Here is a 20241-nt window from a genome sequence, read left to right on the forward strand (position 1 = left end):
CGGCACGACGTCATGGGCGGCGTCCACGGCCTGCCGGAAGGATCCGGGCCGCCGGCGTCCCGCCTGGTGCTGGTCGATGACCTGGACCTGTTGATCCGTGGCTTCGGCGGCCACGGCACGGTGCTCTTCGCCGCACGTTCGTCGGACGCGCTCGACCGACTGGGCTGCCGCATGGTCGTCGCGTCCGTACAGGACACGCATCTGTTCGTCCCTGCGCGTACGTTGACGGTGGAGGTCCGGGAACGGCACCGGCGGGTCTCCCGGCTGGATCGGATCACTGGATGGGCCACCGACCGGTCGGCGCATGCCGTGATGCTGGTGACCGGCGCGTCCGGCACCGGCAAGTCCTTCCTGCTGGACGACGCCGCCGAAGCGATCGCGGTGCTGCCGGCTGTCCGGATCGCCCACTGTTCCGTCCGCGACTGGACCCGTAGGGACCCACCGACCTGGACGGCCCCCGTCAGGCTGATCCAGGACATGGCCGACGCGTTCGACGCGGAGGGCATGAGCCTGACCGGCATGATCGGAAGCCTGTTGACCGGTCGTCCGCAGCCGGTCCGGGACATCGACATCTCGGTCGTGAACAATCACGGCTCGGTCGTCGGCGAACAGGTGACCGCGCAGGAGGTCGCCGGGGCGGCGGCGGAGACCCTGTACGCGGCGCTCGCCGCCCGAGCCGCACAAGGGCTGGCCGGGACCACACTCGTGATGATCGTCGACGCCCTCGACGAGTGGGAGGCCTTCGGGGCCCCGGCGCTGCGCACGCTGCGCGGTCTGCTCGGACAGTATCCGCGGTTCGCCGAGTGGAACCTGAAGGTGCTGGTGGCGAGCCAGTACCGGCCCGATTGGCTGGAGGCCGCGGAGGAGGTCCACCTGGGCGACGGCGACGCGGTCGCCGAGATCGTCGACTTCGCCTCCACCGGCCTTCTGGAGGTCCTGCCTGACGACGAATCGGACCGCCGACGGAAGGCCGAGCGTGTGGCCGAGCTCAGCGGCGGGCTCTTCCTCGTGGCGGCCGGATATCTGCACGAGCTCCGCAAGGGCATCCTCTCCCCGGACGACCTCGCCGGTGAGCCCGTGGCGGAGAACGCAGTCCAATACCACCGCGCGGCACTGAGCCGCCTGCGTCGGCACTACGAAGTGCGCCAGGAACTCACCGAGTGGCGTTCGATGGAGCGGTTCCTCGCGATGCTCTCGGTCCTGCCGCACGGACGCTCCCTCGACGACCTCCTCGACGCGTGGGAGGTGGCGGACCTGCCGGTCAACCCCGACGGGCTGAACGCCCTGGACCGCATCGCCGCAGGGCCCCTCCGGCCCCATTACACGGTCTCCGGCGAGGAACGGACCTACCGCCTGGGGCACTCCTCGCTCCGTGAGGCCGTGCTGGGCATGGAACCCTCGGACCACCGGACCGGTCCGAACGCCGAACGCCGCCGCTGGATCCTGACGCGCACCCCGCTGGGCCCGTCGGGCGCGGCATGGGATCCGGTCGCCGGCCGGGCCGCGCTGGCGGACGTGGGAACGGTGATCGCCGACGCGCTGCGCGACCGGCGGAAGCCCCAGGAGGCCCGCGTCTGGGCCAGGACCCTCCTGGAACGCTGGGACTGGGCGGAGACCTGCGTCGCCCATCCCGGCCCGGACGGGACGCTCCCCCTGGGGCCGTCCAGAGTCGTGCATCAGATCGAAGCGATGGTGGAGGCGGATCCGTCCCTTGCGGAGCAGGAGCTGTGGACGGCCCCGGACATGCCCGACAGCGCGCCGGCGCCGGCCGCCGTGCGCGCGAGCGTGCCGTCCCCGCCCTCCGGGCTCGCGGCACAGGCGTCCCCGTCGACGGTGAAGAAGCCCTCACGGTCCGGGACGTCCAAGCCCTTCTACGCCAGGGCCGGGCACAAGCTGATCGAGGAGATCCTCATCGGCGCCGCCACCTTTGCCACCCGCGCGGAGGCGGTGGACCGCCTGGACAGGATCCGCGCCACCTACACCACGGCGAAGGAGGACGAGGAGAGCCGGAGCAGCGACCACGTGACGCTCTACATCCTGGACCACGGGCTGACGGAGGAGGACCGGAAGGGCCGCGTACGGGGCAAGTACAGCCGTCTGTCCGTGCGCCGCGACACGGTTCGGTGGTCCCTCCTGGCCGAGCCGGACACCACGCCGCGGGGGGACCCCTACCCTCCCAGGCCGGACAGCCCCAACCCGAACTGGGGCGCGGACCCGCTCATATCGCGGCTCGAAGGCAACCCCCGGCGCCAGAAGTCCCTGCGCACCTTCGCCACCCACGCCGACGCCCACGAGGCGCTGCAGCAGTTGCGCGGGCGCTACCCCAAGGCCGTCGTCGAGCAGACCGGGAAGTTCAGTACGCACGTCTACGATCCGCTGGGCCCGTTGAGTCCGGACACCGGACGCTGCCTGAGCATCACGGAGACCGCCCTGCTGATCGTCCCCGTCCCGGACGGCTTCCAGATCCAGGCGCGGATCATCGGCTACAAGACCGGTCGGAAGGGGCAGCCCGGTTACGAGTTCCACACCGCGTCCGAAGCGGCGCTCTACCCACGTCGGAGGCCTCGTTGACCGTCACCGTCGCGGAGCTGCTCGGGGCGCTCCGGGCCCAGGCCGCGGAACTCGCCTCTCCCGGAGGCTCCCTGGGCCAGCAGGTCCTCGCCCAGCAGCTTCTCCACCAGGCGCGGACGCGAACCGGCGACGAGGCCCTGGCACGTCCCGCGGCCAACCGGCTGCACCGGCTCGCGCGCATCGCGGGCGACCCGGCCCTGAACACGCTGTGGACGTCCAGCCGGGCCCGGCGGCGGCTGGCCTCGGGATTCGGAGAGATCACCGCACTGGCTCTGTCGCCCGACGGCGCGCAGGTCGCGTTCGCCGCGGCCGACCACTTCGTCCGGCTCGTGCCGACCGCCGGGACGCAGGTGCGGCCGACCCCCCTGGGCGTGCTGCGCCATTGGGTCAGCGCGCTCGCCTGGGGGGCTGACGGCACCTGGTTCGTGACCGGTGACCACGCGGGGGACGTCGTCGAGTGGAGAAGGCGCGGGAGCGCGACCGCAGGGGGATACGAAAGCCGTCTTCTGGGGCGGCACCACGACTACGTACGCTCGGTCGTGGTCGACCGGAACGACGGCTCGGTCTTCTCGGTCGGCGACGACGGCTTCCTGATGCGCTGGGACCGAGGTGGCGGCGAAGGCGGTCGCAGGATCGGCGAGCCGGGCCGAGGGTGCCTGGCGCTCGCCGTGGATCCCGCTACGGGCCTGCTCTGCACGGGAGGGCGCGGTGGCGAAGTCCGGCGCTGGGACCCGGAGCAGGGCGACGGAGCGTCCACGCTGATGGGCCTCCACGGACCGGTACAGATCACCGCGCTCGTCACAGGGCCCGGTTCCAAGGTGGTGAGCGTCGGCCGTGACGGAACGCTGCTGGCCTGGGACGCCTCCGCCCCCGGCGCTGAACCTCGGCCGATGGGCCGGGCGGGCCCCCTCACGGGCGGAGCGGCCTACCAGTTGGCGGGACCGCTCGCCGGTGTGATCTGCGGTACCACGCAGGGCCGTGTGATGCACTGGACGACGGATACGGGGGAGGAGCGGCCAAGGGCGCTCGGCACCCATGACCGGGGCGTCACCGCCGTGTCCGCCGAGGCGGGAGTGACTGTGACCGGGGGGCGGGACGGCTTCCTCATGGTGTGGGACCGATCCGACCCGGAGCCCGCCGGCCCCTGGGACATCGAGGTGTGGACGGTCGCGGTCGATCCGATGGGCTCCTCGGTCGTCACCGGTGGTACGGACGGGATCCACCGCTGGGCTCCGGCGGGCGGCGGCCCCGGCGGCACGCGGGCTCCCAAGCCGGAGTTGATCTGGGACTCCCCGGTGAGCCATCTGGCGTTCCTCGCCGACGGCAGGCTCGCCTGCGGCGGGGAGGACGGGAGTCTGCTGGTGCGCGACCCGGCTGCTCCCGCTGATCCGCCGGTGGTGGTGCGTCCGCCGGACGGTCGCAGACGAACGGTCCGGCACCTCGCGGCGGTCCTCGGGGGGACCACTCTGCTGACCGTCATGGCCGACGGCGACCTGCTGCTGTGGCCGTCGGGCGATCCACCCGCGGTCGGCGTCGAAGCGGTCTGGATCGGACGTGGCAGCGGGGGCATGCCGGCCGTCGCGCCGGACGGCCGTTGGGTGATCACCGTGGGCGAGACGGGCGAGCTCACACGCTGGGAGCTGGAACGCCCGGGGGCGATGCGCACTCTGGGCCGGGTATGGAGCAGGACAAGAGCACTGGCGGTGACCGCGGACGGGGCGAGGGTCGTCACCGGGGACGACCGGGGGAGGCTGGTGAGCTGGGACGCCACCGGTCTGGAGCCCGGAGGGCGGCTGCTCAGTCGGCGGACCGGCGGTGCCGCGCCGACGGCGGAGCCCACCGCGAAGGACGCCGTCGGCGCAGTCCGGGACGGCAGGGGCCCCTCCCGGATCCGCTCGATCGCCGTCGCGCCGGACGGATCCTGGGTCGCCTCGGTCAACGACGCCGGTCTGGTGGAGTGCTGGGACACGCGTACGGGGCGGCACACGGGGCTGCTGCCCAAAGCGCTTCCGCGCGTGGTCACTTCGTGGGATGGGCGGCTGCTGGTGGCCGACCGGCACGGCGGCCTGACTCTGCTGGAGGTGATGGCCGTGGCGGCGGCGACGCCGACGGTCACACCGCTGCTCTTCACGGACCCCGAGGTCACCCTCGTCGTCGACCAGCAGTGGTGCAACCGGGCGAGCCAGGGGCGGCTTCTCGACTTCGGCGCGCTCCGGGCGGACCTCTCCGGCGGTCGGCCGCATCGCGCCGTCGTACCCTGCCCCGAAGTGTCCGAGCTCGACAGGTTCAGGGGCTATCTGAGGGCGACAGGCTGGAGCGCCCCGCTGGTGAAGCCGGGCCGGTCGTCGTTGCGTGCGGCGATCCTCGAGGAAGTCGCCGAGGCGGTCGCCGCGGCCCGGGTCGTCGTGGTGACGGGGGATCCGGAGCTCCGGCGCGCGTTGGGCGCGGTGGGCTGTGCGGAACGGCTCACCTTCGTGGACTCGGTGGAGCGCTGGCTCGCTCCCGGGGCCGGCGGTCCGGTGGTTCCCGGGGAGGCGGAGGGCGGGATCGCCTGACGCCTCCACGGGAACCGTGCCCGACGTGCGGGCCGCGGCCCGCACGTGGAGCGGACGCTGCGGTCCGACGCCCGACCACGACCCGCTGAGGACGTGTCCGGCCGATCATGTGACTACTACGTGTCCTAGTCGTTCCTGTGGGCATGGGGCGGGGCGATCCGAGTGATGCCGACAGGGAACGGCTGCGGCCGTTCCTGCCAGCCAGTAACGGGCGTTGGGGCAGGTGGCGGGATCACCGGCAGGTGATCGACGGGATTCACCCGCCAGCCCCGGCACGCCACGGACCCGTCGGCCACCCGCGTCATTCGGCACCGGCGCACTGGGTGCGGTCGACAAGCCCGCGGACGGCCCGCTCGGCGGCGAGCAGCTGCTCGCCGCCGGTGCCGTTGGCTACGACGACGACTGAGCGGCGCCCGTCTGCGGTGAAGCCGGTGCGCATAGTGAATCCCTCCAGGTCCCCTCCGTGGCCCCATGTATCGCCGCCGCAGGTCAGCGGCTGCCGCATCAGTCCCAGGCCGTACCGCAGGCCGGGGAATCCCACTTGGAAGTCCTCGCCGACGGACACGGTCCTGCGCATCTCCGCGAGCTGGGCGGGAGGCAGCAGGCGCCCGCCGAGCAGGGCGGTGAAGAAGCGGTCCACGTCGCGTTCGGTGCCGACGAGGGCAGCGGCCGCGTCCGCTTGGGAGATGTTCCTGGCCGTGGTGTCGGTCCAGGTGACCGAGCCGGGGAAGAGGTGGTAGGTGTGGGCATGCGGCGGCTTCAGGTACGGGTCGTCGCCGGGGGCGTAGGTGCCGGTCAGGCCGAGCGGCCGGATGATGCGGTCGCGTACCTCCTCGGCCCAGGGCCGCCCGGTGGCCTTCTCGATAATCATCCCGGCGAGGACATAGCCGGTGTTGGAGTAGTTCCAGTCGGACTTGGGGGCATCGGCCGGTGCAGGTGGGAAGTCCGGCCGGTGGCGCACTCCGCCGGCGACCAACTGCTCGGGGTCCCAGTGGTCAAATCTTGTCCGCTCGAAATCGGCTTCAGTGTTCCCGGTATCCTCTTCGGGGCCGTAGTTGTGGATGCCGCTGGTGTGCTGCAGTAGGTTCCTGACGGTGATGAGGCTGCCGGCGTTGCCGTTGCCGCTCACCACCCCCGGCAGCCAGCGCTCGACGGTGTCGTCCAGGGACAGGCGGCCCTCGGCGACGAGTTGCAGCACCACGGTGGCCACGAACGTCTTGGTGACGCTGCCGATCCTGAACTCCGCCCCGCGCGGCACAGGGCGGTCGGCGTGCAGCTCGGCCTCGCCCGCTCGGGCGTGTACCGTGCGGGCGCCGTCACGCACCCGCACAGTGATGCCGACGAACCCACCCTCTGCAAGGACGTGGGCCGTTTCGCGTTGGAGCTGCCGGGAGGTGAGCCGGCCGTCCGCGGAGGCCGCGGTGTCAGCAGACGCCGGGTGGGGAGCGGCCGCAGCACCAGGCGCGAGTGCTGTGGACGCAACGGCGGCGGCGAGGAGAGCGGCGGTGGCAAGGCGGGCCCGCGAGGTCTTCTGTGTTGCCTTCATGCCCTCACACCCTGCCCGGGACGGTCGGCTGCGCCCATGGTGGCAGCCTCCGGAACGGTGTGGGGATACCTCCAGGGTTCAGGTCGGGCCGGCCGGTAAGGGACATCCGGGACGGGCCGGGGGAAGGACACATACTTCGCGCGGGCGGAAGGCCACGAAGGGGTCGCCCGCGACGCATGCGACTACTGGCGGCCACTCACTGCCGCCGCGTTGGAGGTGCGTCGCCCGACGGTCGTGCCCTGGGAGAGTGGCAAGGCCGAGCCGCCACCCGTGCAGACCTACCTTCCCGAGGACTCCGTACTTCCGCTCGTAGGCGGCCATCGCCGCGAGATCGGCGTGGTCCCGGGCTTTGGGAACCTCCGCCAGACAGGGCGGAGTCACGGGTCGACGCTGAGGTCCTTGCAGGTCGATCTGCCGTAGCACCCATTCTTCGTCGTCAATGGGTTCGTTCGAGGCTCTGGCTCACATTCCGTGTGGTCGTTACGGAGAGTCAGATCTTCGGAGCCATGCGATGGCAGTTTGGATGGGCGCGAAGCCGCGGTGAGGTGAGTTCCAGGGCCCGGTTGTCACGGCCGGTGCTCATATGGTTGAGCCAGCGTTCGTACCAGTCGAGGAAGTCGGTGGCGGAGGAGACGTTGGGGCCCCAAAAGCCGTCGCTGTTACCAATGAGGACGCGGCCGGTGAGGGGTCCGGTCACCGCGATGACGCAGACGTCCGTGCAGCCCATCTCGATGATGTGGAGGAAGAGGTCGCGTCCGTCGGCCCTGGTGTGTGTGCCGTCGAAGCCGCGGGGTGTACCCGGCTCTCCGCGAGGATTCATGACCAGCAGGGAACAACGCTCCAGCGTCATGAGGCCGTAGAACGGCGCCGCACCTGATCCTCCGACATGCGTGAGGAACTGCCGGTAGGCGTCGGGCAGGACAATGTCGTGCTCGGCCTCGAACGCAGCGACGCGTGCTTCCGCCATCTTCGGACCGAGGCAGAACTTGTGCTGCTCTTCCCCGAAGGAGTAGCTGCGGAGTGGCTGGAAAGGGATCGTGGCCAGCTTGCGATGCAGGCGGGGTATGCGGGGATCCATCGTGCTCTTCTCTCGTCCCCGACACCCTATGGGTGGCTGTGGTCAGCTGGCCAGAAGAACCCTCTTCCGCAGCAGGGCGAAGCCGGCCCGTCCGAACATCTGGCGCTTGAGCATCTTGATCCGGTTGACATGTTCTGCGGCGACACCGGAACTCCAGGGCAGGGTCAGGCCGGCGATGACGGCATCACGGTCACGCTCGATGCCTGCGGCGAGGGTACGGAGGCTGGGGAGGTCGTCTTGTCGGACGGTGTCGAGCCACTGCGGCAGCCGTTCGCCTTGGCGTTCGGTGAGCGTCTGGGCGAAGGACCGGACGTGACCGGTGAGGGCATTGAGTTCGGGGCAGTGGACCAGGATGGCCTTGAGCCGAAGGTGGTCGATCTCAGCGAGGGTCTCGGGGCGCCGGAGGACCCAGCCGGCCACGACGCGGGGTGACGGTGGCCGAGCTGTGACAGGGTTGGGAGAGGTTCTCTTCTCCCGGAAGTAGGCTCGAACGCGCTGCTGACTGCCCTGATAGCCGAGTGGCACGCTCTCCTCCCATACCGTCCAGGCGTTGGTGCAGCGCTGGTTCCAGCGGTCATCCAGGTAGGGCTTGAATGCGTCGAGCTTGGACGGTCGACCTTGCCATTGCCCGCGGAAGAGATCCTCTGGGGTGGCTGCGTCGGCGAAGAGCTTGACGGTGCGAGAGGTCATGCGGAGTCGGCGGCCGATTTGCCCTCCGGCTGAGGCCGGTGGCCAGCAGTTCGCGGACGGTCGCGTGCTTGGCGCGGACGCGGTCGGCGAATCGATGTCCGTAGGCCACGGGCGCTGCTGATACGGCAGTTGTGTACAAGAGCCGGCAGGTTGTCAGTGGCACCCGGCACGATGCGATCAAGCACGCCGTACCCGCGGCGCTCGGCACAGGAAGAAGTCACCATGCGCGAAGTTCTCCAGTTCAATCGCCTCTACGCAGGCGAACAACTGCGCTCACCCTCCGGACGGTTCGTCCTGCACCACGACTCGGCTGGCATCGCCGTGATCACGGACACCGAGCAGGACGAAGTCACCTGGCGGGCGGGGGCCGCCGGACGACTGCTGCTCGGCGACGGGGACGAGGTCCAGGTCGAGGCCGGGGACAGTCACGAGACGGTCTGGCGCTCGGGTTTCGCAGCGCCCGGGGCGCGCTACCTGATCCTCACCGACGGGGGCGACCTGGAACTGCTCAGCGGCGAGCATGCGCGCCTGGGCAACTTGCGCACTGGTCCGGTCGAAGCGCTGGCCCTGCGGGACACCGCCCCTGCAGCTGACATCACCGCCTGCAGTTTCCTGCTCAGCGAAGGCAAGAAGCGCCGGACCGTCGTACGAGAACAGGACGGACAGCTCCGGGTCGGCGAGCACTGGCCCAACGGCGGCGGCGGGAGCTATGCGCTGTCCGGGCCGCTGGTCGACTGGCTGGAGCAGGAGGGGACCGTGCTCGGCTGGCGCATGCTGCCGGTCAACGGTACCGGGGTGAAGGCCCGGACGCTGTGCCTGACGGACGCTGCCGGCACCGTCCTGTGGCACGAAGGCACACAGAGGCCGGCCACGCCGGTGTCCGCGGGAGCCCCCTATGCCTACGGCGGACCGGAGCTCGGGGTCGGCGGGCGCCTGCGCCAGCAGTCGCTGACCTCCCCCTCCGGCTCTCACACCCTGGCCCACCGGGGAAACGGCGACCTGGTGCTGCACTGCAACGCCGCGCACCACGACGTGTGGTCGACCGGCACACACTGGGCCCACGCCGGATGGACCGAGCTGACGGTCGACGGCGACCTGATGGTGCACAACCCGCACGGTGCGCCCGTCTGGCGTTCCGGCACGGCCGGTTCAGGTGCCCAGCGGCTCGCCGTCCGGGACGACGGCCGGGTGGAACTGCTCGACACGGAGGGCCGGCCCGTGTGGTCGTTGGACGCCCACGCGTCCTGCGACGCTCCTTCCGTGCACGCCCCGCACGGTGCGGTCCTGCGCCGGGGACAGACGCTGCGGCAGCATGCCCTCACCTCCGCCGACGGCATCACGGTGCTCGGCCATCACGACGACCGGCGTCTGGTGCTGTTCGGGGCAGACGGCACCTGGCTCTGGTACGCACACCTGGGAGAAGCACAGCAGCCAGGACTGATCCTGGACGAGGACGGCATGCTGCGGATCCTCGACGATGACACCGAGCGGCCGGCGTTGGCCGGTCCGGCCGACGAACTGCGCGTGGAGAGCGGGGAAGTGCTGCTGTGCCGCGCGGACGGCACGGTCGTGTGGCGCAACGGCGAAGAGGCGGCACAAGGGGACGCTGCCCCGCAAGAGCCGACCGAGGAATTCGAGGCGTGGCTGGAGGAGCTCAACGGCCTGCAGTACTACTGCGTCGCCGTCGTGCACGACACGACACCCGACGAGGCCCTGCTACGCCTGGGCGCAGACCCGGCGCAGGTCCGAACGGGCACCTGGGACGACCTGCTGACACAGAGCGAGATCGAGGACTCCGGCATGGACGACGTGCTCGTGGCCGCGTTCGCCCTCGGCCCGCACACCCTGCTCGTCGAGGACAACGGCCACTCGGAAACCGACAGTTCGGCGCTCTCCAGCGGCACCTTCGCCGTTTCCTGCTCGAAGAGCATCAACGCGGACACCACTTTCATGGTGTACCGCGACGGCGAGATAGTGGCCGACCACTCCGAAGAGGGATCCGAGGAACCGACCACCCCGGAGGTCCGGGCGGCGATGGCGGCGATGGGCGTGGACGATCCCCTGGAGGCCGCGTTCCACGACACCCTCGAACTCCTCTGCCGCACCGCCGGAATCCGTCCGACGGTAACGGAGGTGACCGGCTCCGCGAGGTGGGTGATCATGTCGGACCTCGGATGAACCGGCTGCCCGGCCCCGTACCGCGAATCCCACATCCACGACGTCTGCGCTGCGGTGAGCGACGTCCGCGCCAAGCGGCGGACCTGGCCTCTGGTAGGCGAGGCGGCAGCCTGCGTTGAACTGATGGCAGCAGCCAGGTGCCAGGTCGCCGCCATCTGACCGGGTGCCGTCCGATCCCTGGTGACGGATCGGGTTGGCTGCAGGTGGCGGGGCTTCGACGAAGGCCACGCTGATCCGACGTCGAGCACTCAGCGCTTGGTCTCGTACCTGGTCAGCACCACGCCGTCAGGAAACGTCCGGGTCTCCACGAGGCTCAGGTTCACCCAGTTGTCCAGGGCCATGAAGATCGGCGTGCCGCCGCCCACCAGGACCGGATGGGTGACGATCGCGTACTCGTCGATCAGCTCGGCCCGCATGGCTGCTGCGGCGAGTGTGGCGCCGCCGACGTCCATGGGGCCACCGTTCTGGGTTTTGAGCCGAGTGATCTCGGTGACCGCGTCGTCGGTGACCAGGCGGGTGTTCCAGTTGACTGTGCTGGTCGTTGAGGAGAACACCACCTTCGGCATGGCCCGCCAGCGGCGGGCGTACTCGATCGCCGCCGGTGTGGCACCCGGCTGCTGGTCGGCGGTCGGCCAGTGGGAGCTCATCGTCTCCCACAGCTTGCGCCCGTACAGTGCCAGACCCGTCGCCCCCACCCGGTCGGACCACCACTGGAACAGCTCGTCGCTCGGCACGCTCCAGCCGAGGTCGTTGCCCGGCGCGGCGATGTAGCCGTCCAGGCTCGTGTTCATGGCAAAGGTCAGTTTTCGCATGGTGTCAGCCTCCCGTGAGTCGGTATTCGGCGTACAGACCAGCACGGCGCGGAAAATCATAGGTCAGGCCACCCATCACGCCAGGCAGATGCTCCGTACGGAGAGGATCTCCGACCGAACGATGCTGGCGAAACAGGCAGAATGAACTGGCACGGCTGCTGTCGAGGGAGCTGCCGTTGTACCAGTGGCGTCCCCGTCGACGAGCCTCACAGCTTGTACGGTACTCACTGATAATCCGAGTGCGCGCCCGAAGTGAAACGACCGCGGCCGAGTGTTCAACGAGGTGCCGGAGCTTTACGACGGGCCTTGACCCCGGATGTTGGACACACGAGACACTGGATCCTGAGGATCTGAGAACGGACATCTCGTGGTCAGGAAGAACTACCCGCCGGGGTTCAAGCGGACGCGGTCGCGCTGTACGAGTCGCGGCCGGAGGCGACGATCAGGTCGGTCGCCGCCGATCTGGGAATAGATCCGGAGACCCTGCGGAACTGGGTGAGGGATGCAGGAGCAAGCCGTTACCGGGACGCCGGACGTAGAAACCGGCCCAGCCCTCCGCCCCGTTGGAGGCGGAGAACGCGGCCCTGCGGAGAAAGGCCGCGAGCTGGAGAACGAATGCGAGATCCTGCAGAAGGCCGCCAAGTATTTCGCCGGCGAGACCTGCTGGTGTACTTCCAGTGTGTTGCCGACCTCCAGCGCCGTCACGGCGTCAAACGGCGCTGCAGCATCCCTGGCGTCAGCCGCCCGAGCTTCTGCTGCTGGCGCCGGACAGTCGCGGGGGCGGCCCGGCAGGCGGCCGACGCCCGCCCGGCTGCCTGGATACGGGCGGTGACACCTGGAGTCGGAGGGCACCTACCGAGCCCCGAGGATCACACCGGGGCCGTCGGAGTCCGCGTGTGATGACTCCTGCAGCTCCGCGTCACTTGGGTACGAGCACGATCCAGAGTTGACCGGTCGCGAGCGTCATTGGCTCGCCGTTCTTGGTGGTGAACTTGGTTTCCGACTCGGCGGTATTCCGCTCCCACGTCACGTCGTACGACTTGCCATCACGCAGGATGGTCGCCGAGCCGGACCCCACGGTCGCGCTGAAGGGTGAGGTGTTTCCGCCTCGGTCCTGGAAGCGTGAAGGCTGCACGTCCACATCCTGCAGGATCACTGAGGCGGCCCCGAGCCGTTCCCCGGATACGGTACGGGCCGGGGTTCTGTCCATGCTCACCATCCAAAGGCCCCGGTCCGCCGCCCAGGTGAAGGTGAACAACGCCGACGGGTACGACACGGTGCGCCCGACGACCGGGGTGCCGCCCGGGGGCGGCGCGGCGAAGCGGAGCCCGATGTCCTCAGCCGCGTTCACCCCGGTGGAGGCGTGGGGAATCCTCCCCGGGCGCAGGTACAGATTGTGCGGAGCGGCGTGGTCACCGCCGCGGAAATAGGCGTCCGGTGCTTTCGACGGTGGCAGTGCGTCGAGGGGAGCCGCGTCGATCGACGGACTGAGGGCGGATTGGGCGCCCGAGTACGCAAGCGTGGGCTCGTCGAACTGCCGGAGCAGCTCGAGATCCGTCTCGCGAGCGCTGCGTACGGGGCCGACGACGGACGGCACCTCGGAGGAGTAAGCGGCGAGTATGCGACTCAGTCCCGCCTCCACCTGCTCCACATAGACGATGTCGGCCTTCTCGAGCCCGGTCGGCGGCCGGGCCGCGGCCACATTGTCGATCTTCACAGCGAGGACGTCGGCGCGTGGTGCGACTGCCGTCGTGGGAGTTGCTTCCCCTCCGCCCGGGCTGCCGCAGGCCGCGGAGATGACGAGCGTGAGGGCGGCGAGGGCGCCGGCGGTCAATCTATTCGTTCCAGAGGGGGGCATGGCTGTCGGCCCTTTCGAGCCGGCCCTGGGTACCGGCTCCTGTCTGCTGCGGCGATGACCTTCCGGGTAAATCATCACGCACAAGAACGGCCGGAGCGCCTCAGGCGCGGCGCGGAGAGTCCTCCAGCGCTGCCCTGCTCGCCGACGACCGGTCCGTTCGGGCTGCATCGGCCATAGTGGTCCCCGCCTATCGTTCTCCCGGTAGAGGAACACGGGTGGCCTATGAGCCCGTACCACCACGCGGATCAGCGACAACACGCTCGGAGAACGGCCTACGCGTCGTCCCCTCGCCAGTCTTCGATGCCCATGCTGCTCAGCGCCAGGTCCACCATCACGATCCCCACGGCATCGAGGGCCACCCGGAAGGCGAAGCCGATCTCGTCCTTCATGAGGATCACGCGGACGCGTTGACCGGTCTCGCGCAACGTGGTGGCGTCGGCGATCAGCACCACGTCGGAGGTTATCCCGTTCAGGTCGGCGCCGGGCGGGTGCATGCCGGCCAGCTCGCCCATGCGCTGAAGGACGTTGTCTCAGACGCCGTTGTCGCTGTCGATACGCATCAGCGGGAGCCCGGGCACACGGAGCGTGTCGCCGCTGGGCGGGGGAGGAAGTGATGTGGTCCGGTGCTTATGGCGGCGGTCCTTTCCTTTCCAGCGTTGGTTTCGGTGGGTGGTTGCAAGGTGTGACTGTTGGTCGATGGTGTTCGTGTTACCAGCCCTTTTTGATGGTGCGGGAGATGTGTGTGAGGTCTGTGGGGGTGAGCCACCAACCAACGGGGATGGATATGTGCTGGTGGGTGAGGGTGTCGAGGTTGGGAAGGTGGGTGCTGTAGGGGTGGGTGGTGGTGTAGTGGTCGTTGCGTTTGTGGACCTCGCTGGTGGCGATGCCGTTGCTTTTGAGGTGTTGGGTGAATGCGGTTCGGTTCTTTACTTTGACGGTGTAGTACATGAATGAGGGGTTGCGGTCGGGGGCTCGTTCGGTGAGTTCGAGGTCTGGGGTGTTGGCGAGTTCGCTGTCGTAGTAGGCGGCGTTTTCGCGGTGCTTGGCGAGGTTGGTGTCGATGATGTCGAGGTTGGCGAGCCCGATCGCGGCGTTGATGTCGTTCATGTTGGCTTTGAAGCCGTATTCGGTGATGTCGTTTTGGTAGGGGTTTGGTCCGCTGTTGCGGTCGATGCCGTACCAGCGGAGGAGTCGGGCGCGTTCGAGGAGGTGGTCGTTGGGGAGGACGAGGAGTCCGCCGTCTCCGGTGGTGAGGTGTTTGACGGCTTGGAAGCTGTAGACGGCGATGTTGCCGTGGTTTCCGAGGGGGGCGTTCTTGTAGGTCGCGCCGAACGCGTCGGCGCAGTCCTCGATGACTTGGGGGCGGTTGCCGTGGAGGCGTTCGGCCTCGTCGAGGATGTGGGTGAGGCGGTCGAGGTCGACGGGGTAGCCGCCCCAGTGGACGAGGACGATGGCGCGGGTGGTGGGGGTGATTTTTCTGGCGAGGTCGTCGAGGTCGATGTTGAGGGTTTCGGGGTCGGTGTCGACCCAGCGGATCTTCATGCCGTTGGCGAGGATCGGCCAGTTCGTGGCGGTGCAGGTCAGCGGGGTGGCGAGCACTTCGCCGTCGCGTCCGTGTTCGGTCGCGATGAGGTGGAGGGCGAGGTGGAGTCCGGCTGTGGCGCTGCTGACGGTCAGGACGCGGGGGTTGTCGAGACGCTTAGCGAGGGCGTGTTCGAGTTCGTCGACTTTGGTGCCCTGGCCGATGTAGCCGCTGTCCAGGACTTCACCGACGAGCGCGGAGGCCTTCTCGGACATGGCCACTTTGAAGAGGGGGATCATGTGGTTTTGTTCCCTTGGTGGTTGGGGGCGCCTGTGGGTGTGCCGGCGGAGGTAGGTGCGGGAGCCCGGGTCCTGGGTCGGGCCGAGGTGGGTGTGGGTGGTGCGGGTATGGCCGGGCCGGTGTGGGCATCTCGGGGGTTGTGGTGGTGTTGCTTGGCGGCAGCGCCAGCGGCAGCGGTGGTGGTGTGGGTTGTCCCGGTTCCGCTGCCGCTGACAGTGCTGTTGTTGTTGTGGTGGTGTGGGGTGGTGGGTGGTGGTGTTGTTGGTGTGTGGGGGTTATTTGTAGTTGCCGTCGGTGGTGACGTAGCGGTTGTTGACGTGCCAGGTTCCGTTGGTGCGGGTGAGTTTGTCGTTGCAGAGGGTGTGGTGGCGGAAGTGGACGTCTCCGTCGAGGAGGGTTTGGTTGGGGATGACGTAGACCATGACGTAGCTCTGTGCGTGGACGGTGTTGTCGTCGAGTTGTTCGATGGTGAGTTGTCCGAGCCAGTGGCGGAGGATGAGTCCTTCGTGTTTGAGGGTTTGGTGTTCGATTGCTTTGGTGAGGGTTGCGCGGCCGGTGAGGGGGTCGGGCATGTCGGCGGCCTGGAATACGCCGTCGGGGGTGAAGGTGCGGGCCCATTGTTCGCCGTCGCCGCGGTCGAGGATTTTCAGCTGGAGTGCGTAGAACTGCTGGATTTCGAGGTAGATGTTGTGTGGGGCGAGTTTGGTGGTGAGGTCGTGTGTGTTCATCGTTTCCTTCTTCTCCGGTGACTACGGGCCTTGGTGGTGCAGGGGGCTGGGGTGGTGCTGTAGAGCGGGGTTGTGGTGGCAGCCCTGTGGGTGGCGGTGTGTGTGAGTGGCGGTGTGTGGGTGCGGGCCGGGGTGGTGCAGGGGGTTGTGGGTGTGGTGGTGCAGGGGGTTGTGGGTGGTGTGGTTGTGTGGGTGGCGGTGCGGGGGTGGTGGGGTGGTGGGGGTGTGGGGTGTTATGGGGTGGTGGTGAGGTGGTTCAGGATGGTGTCGGCTGCGCGGGGAGCGCCGCCGGCTTCGTGCATGGCGTGACGCATGGTGCGTACGTTGGTCTGGATGGTGGTGTCGGTAGCGACGTCCTGGACGGCTGCGCGTAGCGTGTCGGCGGTGATGTCGTGGGGGGTCAGGACCCGGCCGAGTTTCAGCTCGGCGGTTCGTGCGGCGATCATTTCTTCGTCACCGTTGTGGGGGACCGAGACGAGAGGGACTCCGGCATACAGGGCGTTCATGGTGCTGCCGGCGCCGCCGTGGCAGACGAACGCGCCGGCGTGTTCGAGGACGGCCTGGAGGGTGAGCCAGGAATGGATCTCGGCGTTCGGGGGGAGTTCACCGACGGCTTCGAGGTCGACGCCGGGGCCCGCGGCGATCACGACGTGCCAGGGGAGTCCTTCGAATGCTTTCGCGCACATCGCGAAGAATTCGGGTTGGGTGTTGAAGGTGGTGCCCAGGGAGATCAGGACGACGGGGTTGTTGTTCGTGGGCCGCCAGGTGCCCTGGAGGTCGCTTTCGCGCAGGGGGATCCCGACGAAGGTGTACTGGTCGTCGGGGAAGGAGCCGGCGTCGGTCTGGAACTCGCGGGGCATGAAGGAGATGTTGCGGGGGGCGTCGGACATGAGTTCGTCCAGGGGCGTGTCGTGGAGGCCGTGGGTGTCGGCGAATGTGCGTAGTTCGCGGGTGAGGTCGCCGAAGAGTCCTTCGGCTGTGTCGTGTGCTTGGGAGAAGTACTGGTGGGAGGCCAGGACGGGGTAGAGCTGGATGCCGGGTATGCCGAGTTTGCGGGACATGACGCGGCCCAGGAACTGCATGGAGATGTCGTAGACGAGGCAGTCGGGCAGGTCGTCGCCGAAGTGGGCTTCCAGGACGGGTGCGGTGGCGGCTGCTTCGCGGACCGCGCCGAGCAGGACGCGGGCCAGCCAGTCCTGTGCGCCGGTCGGTGCGATGGTGCGGGGGTCGAGGGCGGAGGTGTAGGGGATGATCTCGGCGCCGGTGGAGGCGATGCGTTCGGCGACGGGGCCGGCGGCGAGGTAGCTGACCTTGTGGCCGCGCTTGACGAGTTCTTCGACTACGCCCAGGGTCGGTGTGACGTGACCGGCGGCGGGGATGTTCAGGAAGGCGATGTGCCTCTTCATGAGTGTTCCTGGTCCTGTTCCTGGTGTCGGTGGGCGGGTTGCTCCTGGGTGACCTTGTGTCACTTGTGGGGGGCGGGCCGTTGTCCTGCCGGGCGGGCGGGGGTGTGTGGGGTGGTGTAGTGGGGGAGGATGCCCAGGGCTTCGGCCTGGGCGAGGGTCGGGGCGGTGCGGTCCTTGTCGGACAGGACGATGTCGTCGAGGTCGGGCCAGGGCAGGGCGAGTTGGGGGTCCAGGGGGTTGATCGAGATGGTCTGGCCGGGGGTGTAGGTGTTGTCGCAGAGGTAGGTGACCACGGCGGTGTCGCTGACCGCGGCGAATCCGTGGCCGAGGCCTTCGGCGATGTACAGGGCGTGGTGCTGTGTGTCGTCCAGGGGGATGGCGAGGGATGCCCCGTAGGTGGGTGAGCCGGTGCGGACGTCGACGACGACGTCGATGATCGAGCCGCTCACGCAGGTCACGTACTTGGCTTCGCCGGGCGGGGTTGCGGTGAGGTGGATCCCGCGGATCGTGCCGTGCCGGGAGACGGAGCAGTTGACCTGGGCCACGTCCATGGGGCGGCCGGTCTGCGCGGACAGTCGGTGGCCGACGAACAGTTCCAGGAACGCGCCGCGCGGGTCGTCGAACACCTGTGGCCGGACGAGGTGGACGCCCTGGATGCCGAGTTCTTCGATCTTCATGAGTTTCCTTCTCACCCGGTGGCGCCGGCGCCGACCGGGACCGGGCGGCGGGTCTGTTCGGCGGGGGTGGGCTGGCGGCTTTCCTTGGCGGGGGTGGGCTGGGGGAGGTGTGCGGCGGGGTGGGCTGCCGGCTGTGTCCGGCGGGGGTGGGGTGGCGGGTCTCTTCGTCCGTGGCCGGGGCGGGCTGCCGCGGGCCCTCCGACGCCAGGGCCGACGACACCGGACCCGACACCGACACCGGCACCGGATCCGACGCCGGGGCCGAGACCGGCACCGGATCCGACGCCGGATCCGACACCGGGGCCGACGATGCCGACGCCGTAGCCGGTGCCGGTGATGCCGTTGCCGGGGTGGGGGTGGGTTGTTGGATGTCTTCGGCGGCGGCGTCCAGGAGGCCGGTCAGGTAGGTTCCGTAGCCGCTGGGCAGGAGGGGCTGGGCGAGTTCACGCAGGTGGTCGTCGCCGATGAGCCCGTTGCGCCAGGCTGCTTCCTCGACACAGCCGATCTTCAGGCCCTGTCGCTCCTCGATGACCCGGACGAATTCCGAGGCCTGCACCATCGAGGCGAACGTCCCGGTGTCCAGCCACGCGGTTCCGCGGTCCAGGACGGTCACGGCGAGTTCACCGCGGCGCAGGTAGGCCTGGTTGACCTCGGTGATCTCCAGCTCGCCCCGTGCACTGGGCAGGAGGGACCCTGCGATCTCCACGACACGGTTGTCGTAGAAGTAGAGGCCGGGGACCACGTACCTGGATTTGGGGTGTGCGGGCTTCTCCTCGATGGACAGGACGTGTCCCTCGCGGTCGAAGTCCAGTACGCCGAACGCGCTCGGGTTCGCGACCGGGTAGGCGAAGATGTGCCCGCCCTGGGGGGAGGAGTGTGCTTTGAGCTGTTCCCCGAGGCCCACGCCGTGGAAGATGTTGTCGCCGAGGATGAGCGCGACCGGTTCGTCCCCGATGAAGTCCGCCCCGATCAGGAACGCCTGCGCGATGCCTCCGGGGCTGGGCTGCGTCGCGTACTGGATCTGCAGGCCCAGTTGCGATCCGTCGCCCAGCAGCCGCTCGAAGGAGTCCCGTTCGGAGGGCATGGTGATGACGAGGATGTCCCGCACGCCTGCCAGTACCAGGGTGGACAGGGGGTAGTAGATCATCGGCTTGTCGAATACAGGCATGAGCTGTTTCGACATGACTTGGGTGACCGGCCACAGCCGGGAGCCGGTCCCGCCGGCCAAGATGATGCCTCGCATGTTCGGGAGGCTAAGGACGCCGCCTATAGCGCCGATCGAGGCCGGGTGGGCGCCGGGCTGCTGCTCTGGGTGTTGCGGGCCGCAGGCGCGGTCCGGGCCCGGGGGCCCTTGTGGTGTTCGTCGGGGGTGTGGGGTGTCCGTGGCGGCCGGCTGCGTGGTGGCCCGGGCCCGGCCGGCCGGGGCTCGGCTCTGGTTGCCGGGTCCGGCCGTTGTGGGACGGAGGGGGGAGGGCGGTGGTGGCGGGCGAGGGTTTTGTTCTTCTCCGATGAGGAGGGGCCGGATGCTTCGGTTGGGGTGGCTCTGCGGAACCCGGCCGGCCGTGTCTCGGGGGAGGGGCAGGGAAACCACTGCCTCGGCTGAGCGGGCTTCGGCGGCACTGGCACGGGCAGGCTTCTGTTCGGCCGAGGCGGCCGGCACCAGTGGGGCCGGGTGCGTGTGCGTGTGTGTCCGAGTCGGTTCGGGGCGCGGCGTTCCGCTCACCGGGGGTGACCGGCCGGGCCTGAGCGTTCGCGGTGACGGACTCCGGTCGGTTGCGGAGACGAACGAGGGCTGCCGCCGGCACATCGAGTACTTCCCGGATCACTCCTGCCTTGCCCCGGGCCACTGGCCGTGGTCGTGCCCAACCCTTGTGAGGGCGTGCCGGCCCGATGAATGGCTGATGTCGGTGGCCGGCCGGGATCCGTGGAAGGTTCCCTCGCGGAGCACGAAGAAGAGGACGCCGGCCCACCCGCTGTGCGAGGCGGAGCAGGGCAGGGACATGGTGCCTGCGTGCCTGCCCTGGGCGTCCCTCTTGTCGTCATGGCCAGGGAGACCACCCACCGCCACACCGCGGGCCCGCCCCGCTTCACGGCCCTGTTCCACAAGGGCCCCGCCCTCCCCGGCAGGGTTCTCCCGGATTTGGTTTCGCTCTCCCGCTTCGCACACGGCTCCCCACAGATCCCCTGCCTGCGGTCCTGCGGCCTTGCGGTCCTGCGGCCTTGCGGTCCTGCGGCCTTGCGGTCCTGCGGCCTTGCGGCCTTGCGGTCCTGCGGCCGTCCGCCTTCGTCTGCGCCCTGCGCTTCTGCCTCAGCCTCTGCC

The 20241-nt window shown here is 69.2% G+C and carries 13 protein-coding genes and 2 pseudogenes; 4 read left to right on the top strand and 11 right to left on the bottom strand.

What is annotated here, in order from left to right; translation table 11 throughout:
- The first annotated feature begins 12 nt into the window (after positions 1 to 12).
- A complete protein-coding gene (locus OG927_RS32925; protein ID WP_330321273.1) occupies positions 13 to 2571 on the top strand; it encodes a hypothetical protein in 2559 nt (852 codons plus the stop codon).
- On the top strand, positions 2568 to 5126 hold the full coding sequence (locus OG927_RS32930; protein WP_330321274.1) for a WD40 repeat domain-containing protein: 2559 nt from the start codon (positions 2568 to 2570) through the stop codon (positions 5124 to 5126). Before OG927_RS32925 ends, OG927_RS32930 begins: the two co-directional genes overlap by 4 nt.
- A 301-nt stretch (positions 5127 to 5427) precedes the next feature.
- On the opposite strand, the gene OG927_RS32940 is transcribed toward OG927_RS32930, so the two are convergent.
- The 3 genes from OG927_RS32940 to OG927_RS32950 all read right to left on the bottom strand — a co-directional run bounded on the left by OG927_RS32940 (position 5428) and on the right by OG927_RS32950 (position 8440).
- A complete protein-coding gene (locus OG927_RS32940; protein ID WP_330321275.1) occupies positions 5428 to 6672 on the bottom strand; it encodes a serine hydrolase domain-containing protein in 1245 nt (414 codons plus the stop codon).
- A 490-nt stretch (positions 6673 to 7162) separates the two neighbouring features.
- Complete coding sequence (locus tag OG927_RS32945; protein WP_330321276.1) at positions 7163 to 7750, bottom strand: SMI1/KNR4 family protein; 588 nt, start codon at positions 7748 to 7750, stop codon at positions 7163 to 7165.
- 42 nt (positions 7751 to 7792) lie between these two features.
- A complete protein-coding gene (locus OG927_RS32950) occupies positions 7793 to 8440 on the bottom strand; it encodes a transposase (RefSeq protein ID WP_056792890.1) in 648 nt (215 codons plus the stop codon).
- 222 nt (positions 8441 to 8662) lie between these two features.
- Between OG927_RS32950 and OG927_RS32955 the strand changes: the two genes are divergently transcribed.
- The gene (locus tag OG927_RS32955; protein ID WP_330321277.1) at positions 8663 to 10618 is read left to right on the top strand and encodes a DUF6461 domain-containing protein; all 1956 of its coding nucleotides are present in this window, start codon (positions 8663 to 8665) and stop codon (positions 10616 to 10618) included.
- Positions 10619 to 10866: 248 nt separating this feature from the next.
- Here OG927_RS32955 and OG927_RS32960 read toward each other — a convergent pair whose 3' ends face one another.
- Positions 10867 to 11430 carry a dihydrofolate reductase family protein gene (locus OG927_RS32960; RefSeq protein WP_330321278.1) on the bottom strand — a complete coding sequence of 188 codons (564 nt, stop codon included), beginning with the start codon at positions 11428 to 11430 and terminating at the stop codon, positions 10867 to 10869.
- Between the two features lie 408 nt (positions 11431 to 11838).
- On the opposite strand from OG927_RS32960, the pseudogene OG927_RS36080 reads away from it, so the two are divergent.
- Positions 11839 to 12330, top strand: a pseudogene (locus OG927_RS36080) (transposase); the annotation flags it as partial.
- A 19-nt stretch (positions 12331 to 12349) separates the two neighbouring features.
- Here the strand turns inward: OG927_RS36080 and OG927_RS32965 are convergent.
- The 7 genes and pseudogenes from OG927_RS32965 to rfbA form a co-directional block, all read right to left on the bottom strand.
- Positions 12350 to 13147 carry a DUF3048 domain-containing protein gene (locus tag OG927_RS32965; RefSeq protein WP_330321279.1) on the bottom strand — a complete coding sequence of 266 codons (798 nt, stop codon included), beginning with the start codon at positions 13145 to 13147 and terminating at the stop codon, positions 12350 to 12352.
- Positions 13148 to 13560: 413 nt separating this feature from the next.
- Positions 13561 to 13800, bottom strand: a complete 240-nt coding sequence (locus OG927_RS32970; RefSeq protein WP_330321280.1) for a DUF6924 domain-containing protein — start codon at positions 13798 to 13800, stop codon at positions 13561 to 13563.
- 196 nt (positions 13801 to 13996) lie between these two features.
- A complete protein-coding gene (locus tag OG927_RS32975; RefSeq protein WP_330321281.1) occupies positions 13997 to 15109 on the bottom strand; it encodes a DegT/DnrJ/EryC1/StrS family aminotransferase in 1113 nt (370 codons plus the stop codon).
- A 276-nt stretch (positions 15110 to 15385) separates the two neighbouring features.
- On the bottom strand, positions 15386 to 15838 hold the full coding sequence (locus OG927_RS32980) for a nuclear transport factor 2 family protein (RefSeq protein ID WP_056790133.1): 453 nt from the start codon (positions 15836 to 15838) through the stop codon (positions 15386 to 15388).
- Between the two features lie 233 nt (positions 15839 to 16071).
- The gene (locus tag OG927_RS32985) at positions 16072 to 17244 is read right to left on the bottom strand and encodes a macrolide family glycosyltransferase (RefSeq protein WP_056790137.1); all 1173 of its coding nucleotides are present in this window, start codon (positions 17242 to 17244) and stop codon (positions 16072 to 16074) included.
- 59 nt (positions 17245 to 17303) lie between these two features.
- On the bottom strand, positions 17304 to 17921 hold the full coding sequence (locus tag OG927_RS32990) for a dTDP-4-dehydrorhamnose 3,5-epimerase family protein (protein WP_330319483.1): 618 nt from the start codon (positions 17919 to 17921) through the stop codon (positions 17304 to 17306).
- Between the two features lie 400 nt (positions 17922 to 18321).
- Positions 18322 to 19728 (bottom strand): annotated as a pseudogene (gene rfbA / locus OG927_RS36200) (glucose-1-phosphate thymidylyltransferase RfbA); the annotation flags it as partial.
- Positions 19729 to 20241: the final 513 nt, after the last annotated feature.

This window comes from Streptomyces clavifer, assembly GCF_036345975.1.
Taxonomy (GTDB): Bacteria; Actinomycetota; Actinomycetes; order Streptomycetales; family Streptomycetaceae; genus Streptomyces; species Streptomyces clavifer.

Excerpts from the sequence above, each read along its gene's own strand:
- OG927_RS32990 (WP_330319483.1), bottom strand. The coding sequence starts at position 17,921 with ATGAAGATCGAAGAACTCGGCATCCAGGGCGTCCACCTCGTCCGGCCA.
- OG927_RS32980 (WP_056790133.1), bottom strand. The coding sequence starts at position 15,838 with ATGAACACACACGACCTCACCACCAAACTCGCCCCACACAACATCTAC.
- OG927_RS32960 (WP_330321278.1), bottom strand. The coding sequence starts at position 11,430 with ATGCGAAAACTGACCTTTGCCATGAACACGAGCCTGGACGGCTACATC.
- OG927_RS32970 (WP_330321280.1), bottom strand. The coding sequence starts at position 13,800 with ATGGGCGAGCTGGCCGGCATGCACCCGCCCGGCGCCGACCTGAACGGG.
- OG927_RS32955 (WP_330321277.1), top strand. The coding sequence starts at position 8,663 with ATGCGCGAAGTTCTCCAGTTCAATCGCCTCTACGCAGGCGAACAACTG.
- OG927_RS32925 (WP_330321273.1), top strand. The coding sequence starts at position 13 with ATGGGCGGCGTCCACGGCCTGCCGGAAGGATCCGGGCCGCCGGCGTCC.
- OG927_RS32940 (WP_330321275.1), bottom strand. The coding sequence starts at position 6,672 with ATGAAGGCAACACAGAAGACCTCGCGGGCCCGCCTTGCCACCGCCGCT.
- OG927_RS32945 (WP_330321276.1), bottom strand. The coding sequence starts at position 7,750 with ATGGATCCCCGCATACCCCGCCTGCATCGCAAGCTGGCCACGATCCCT.
- OG927_RS32985 (WP_056790137.1), bottom strand. The coding sequence starts at position 17,244 with ATGAAGAGGCACATCGCCTTCCTGAACATCCCCGCCGCCGGTCACGTC.
- OG927_RS32975 (WP_330321281.1), bottom strand. The coding sequence starts at position 15,109 with ATGATCCCCCTCTTCAAAGTGGCCATGTCCGAGAAGGCCTCCGCGCTC.
- OG927_RS32950 (WP_056792890.1), bottom strand. The coding sequence starts at position 8,440 with ATGACCTCTCGCACCGTCAAGCTCTTCGCCGACGCAGCCACCCCAGAG.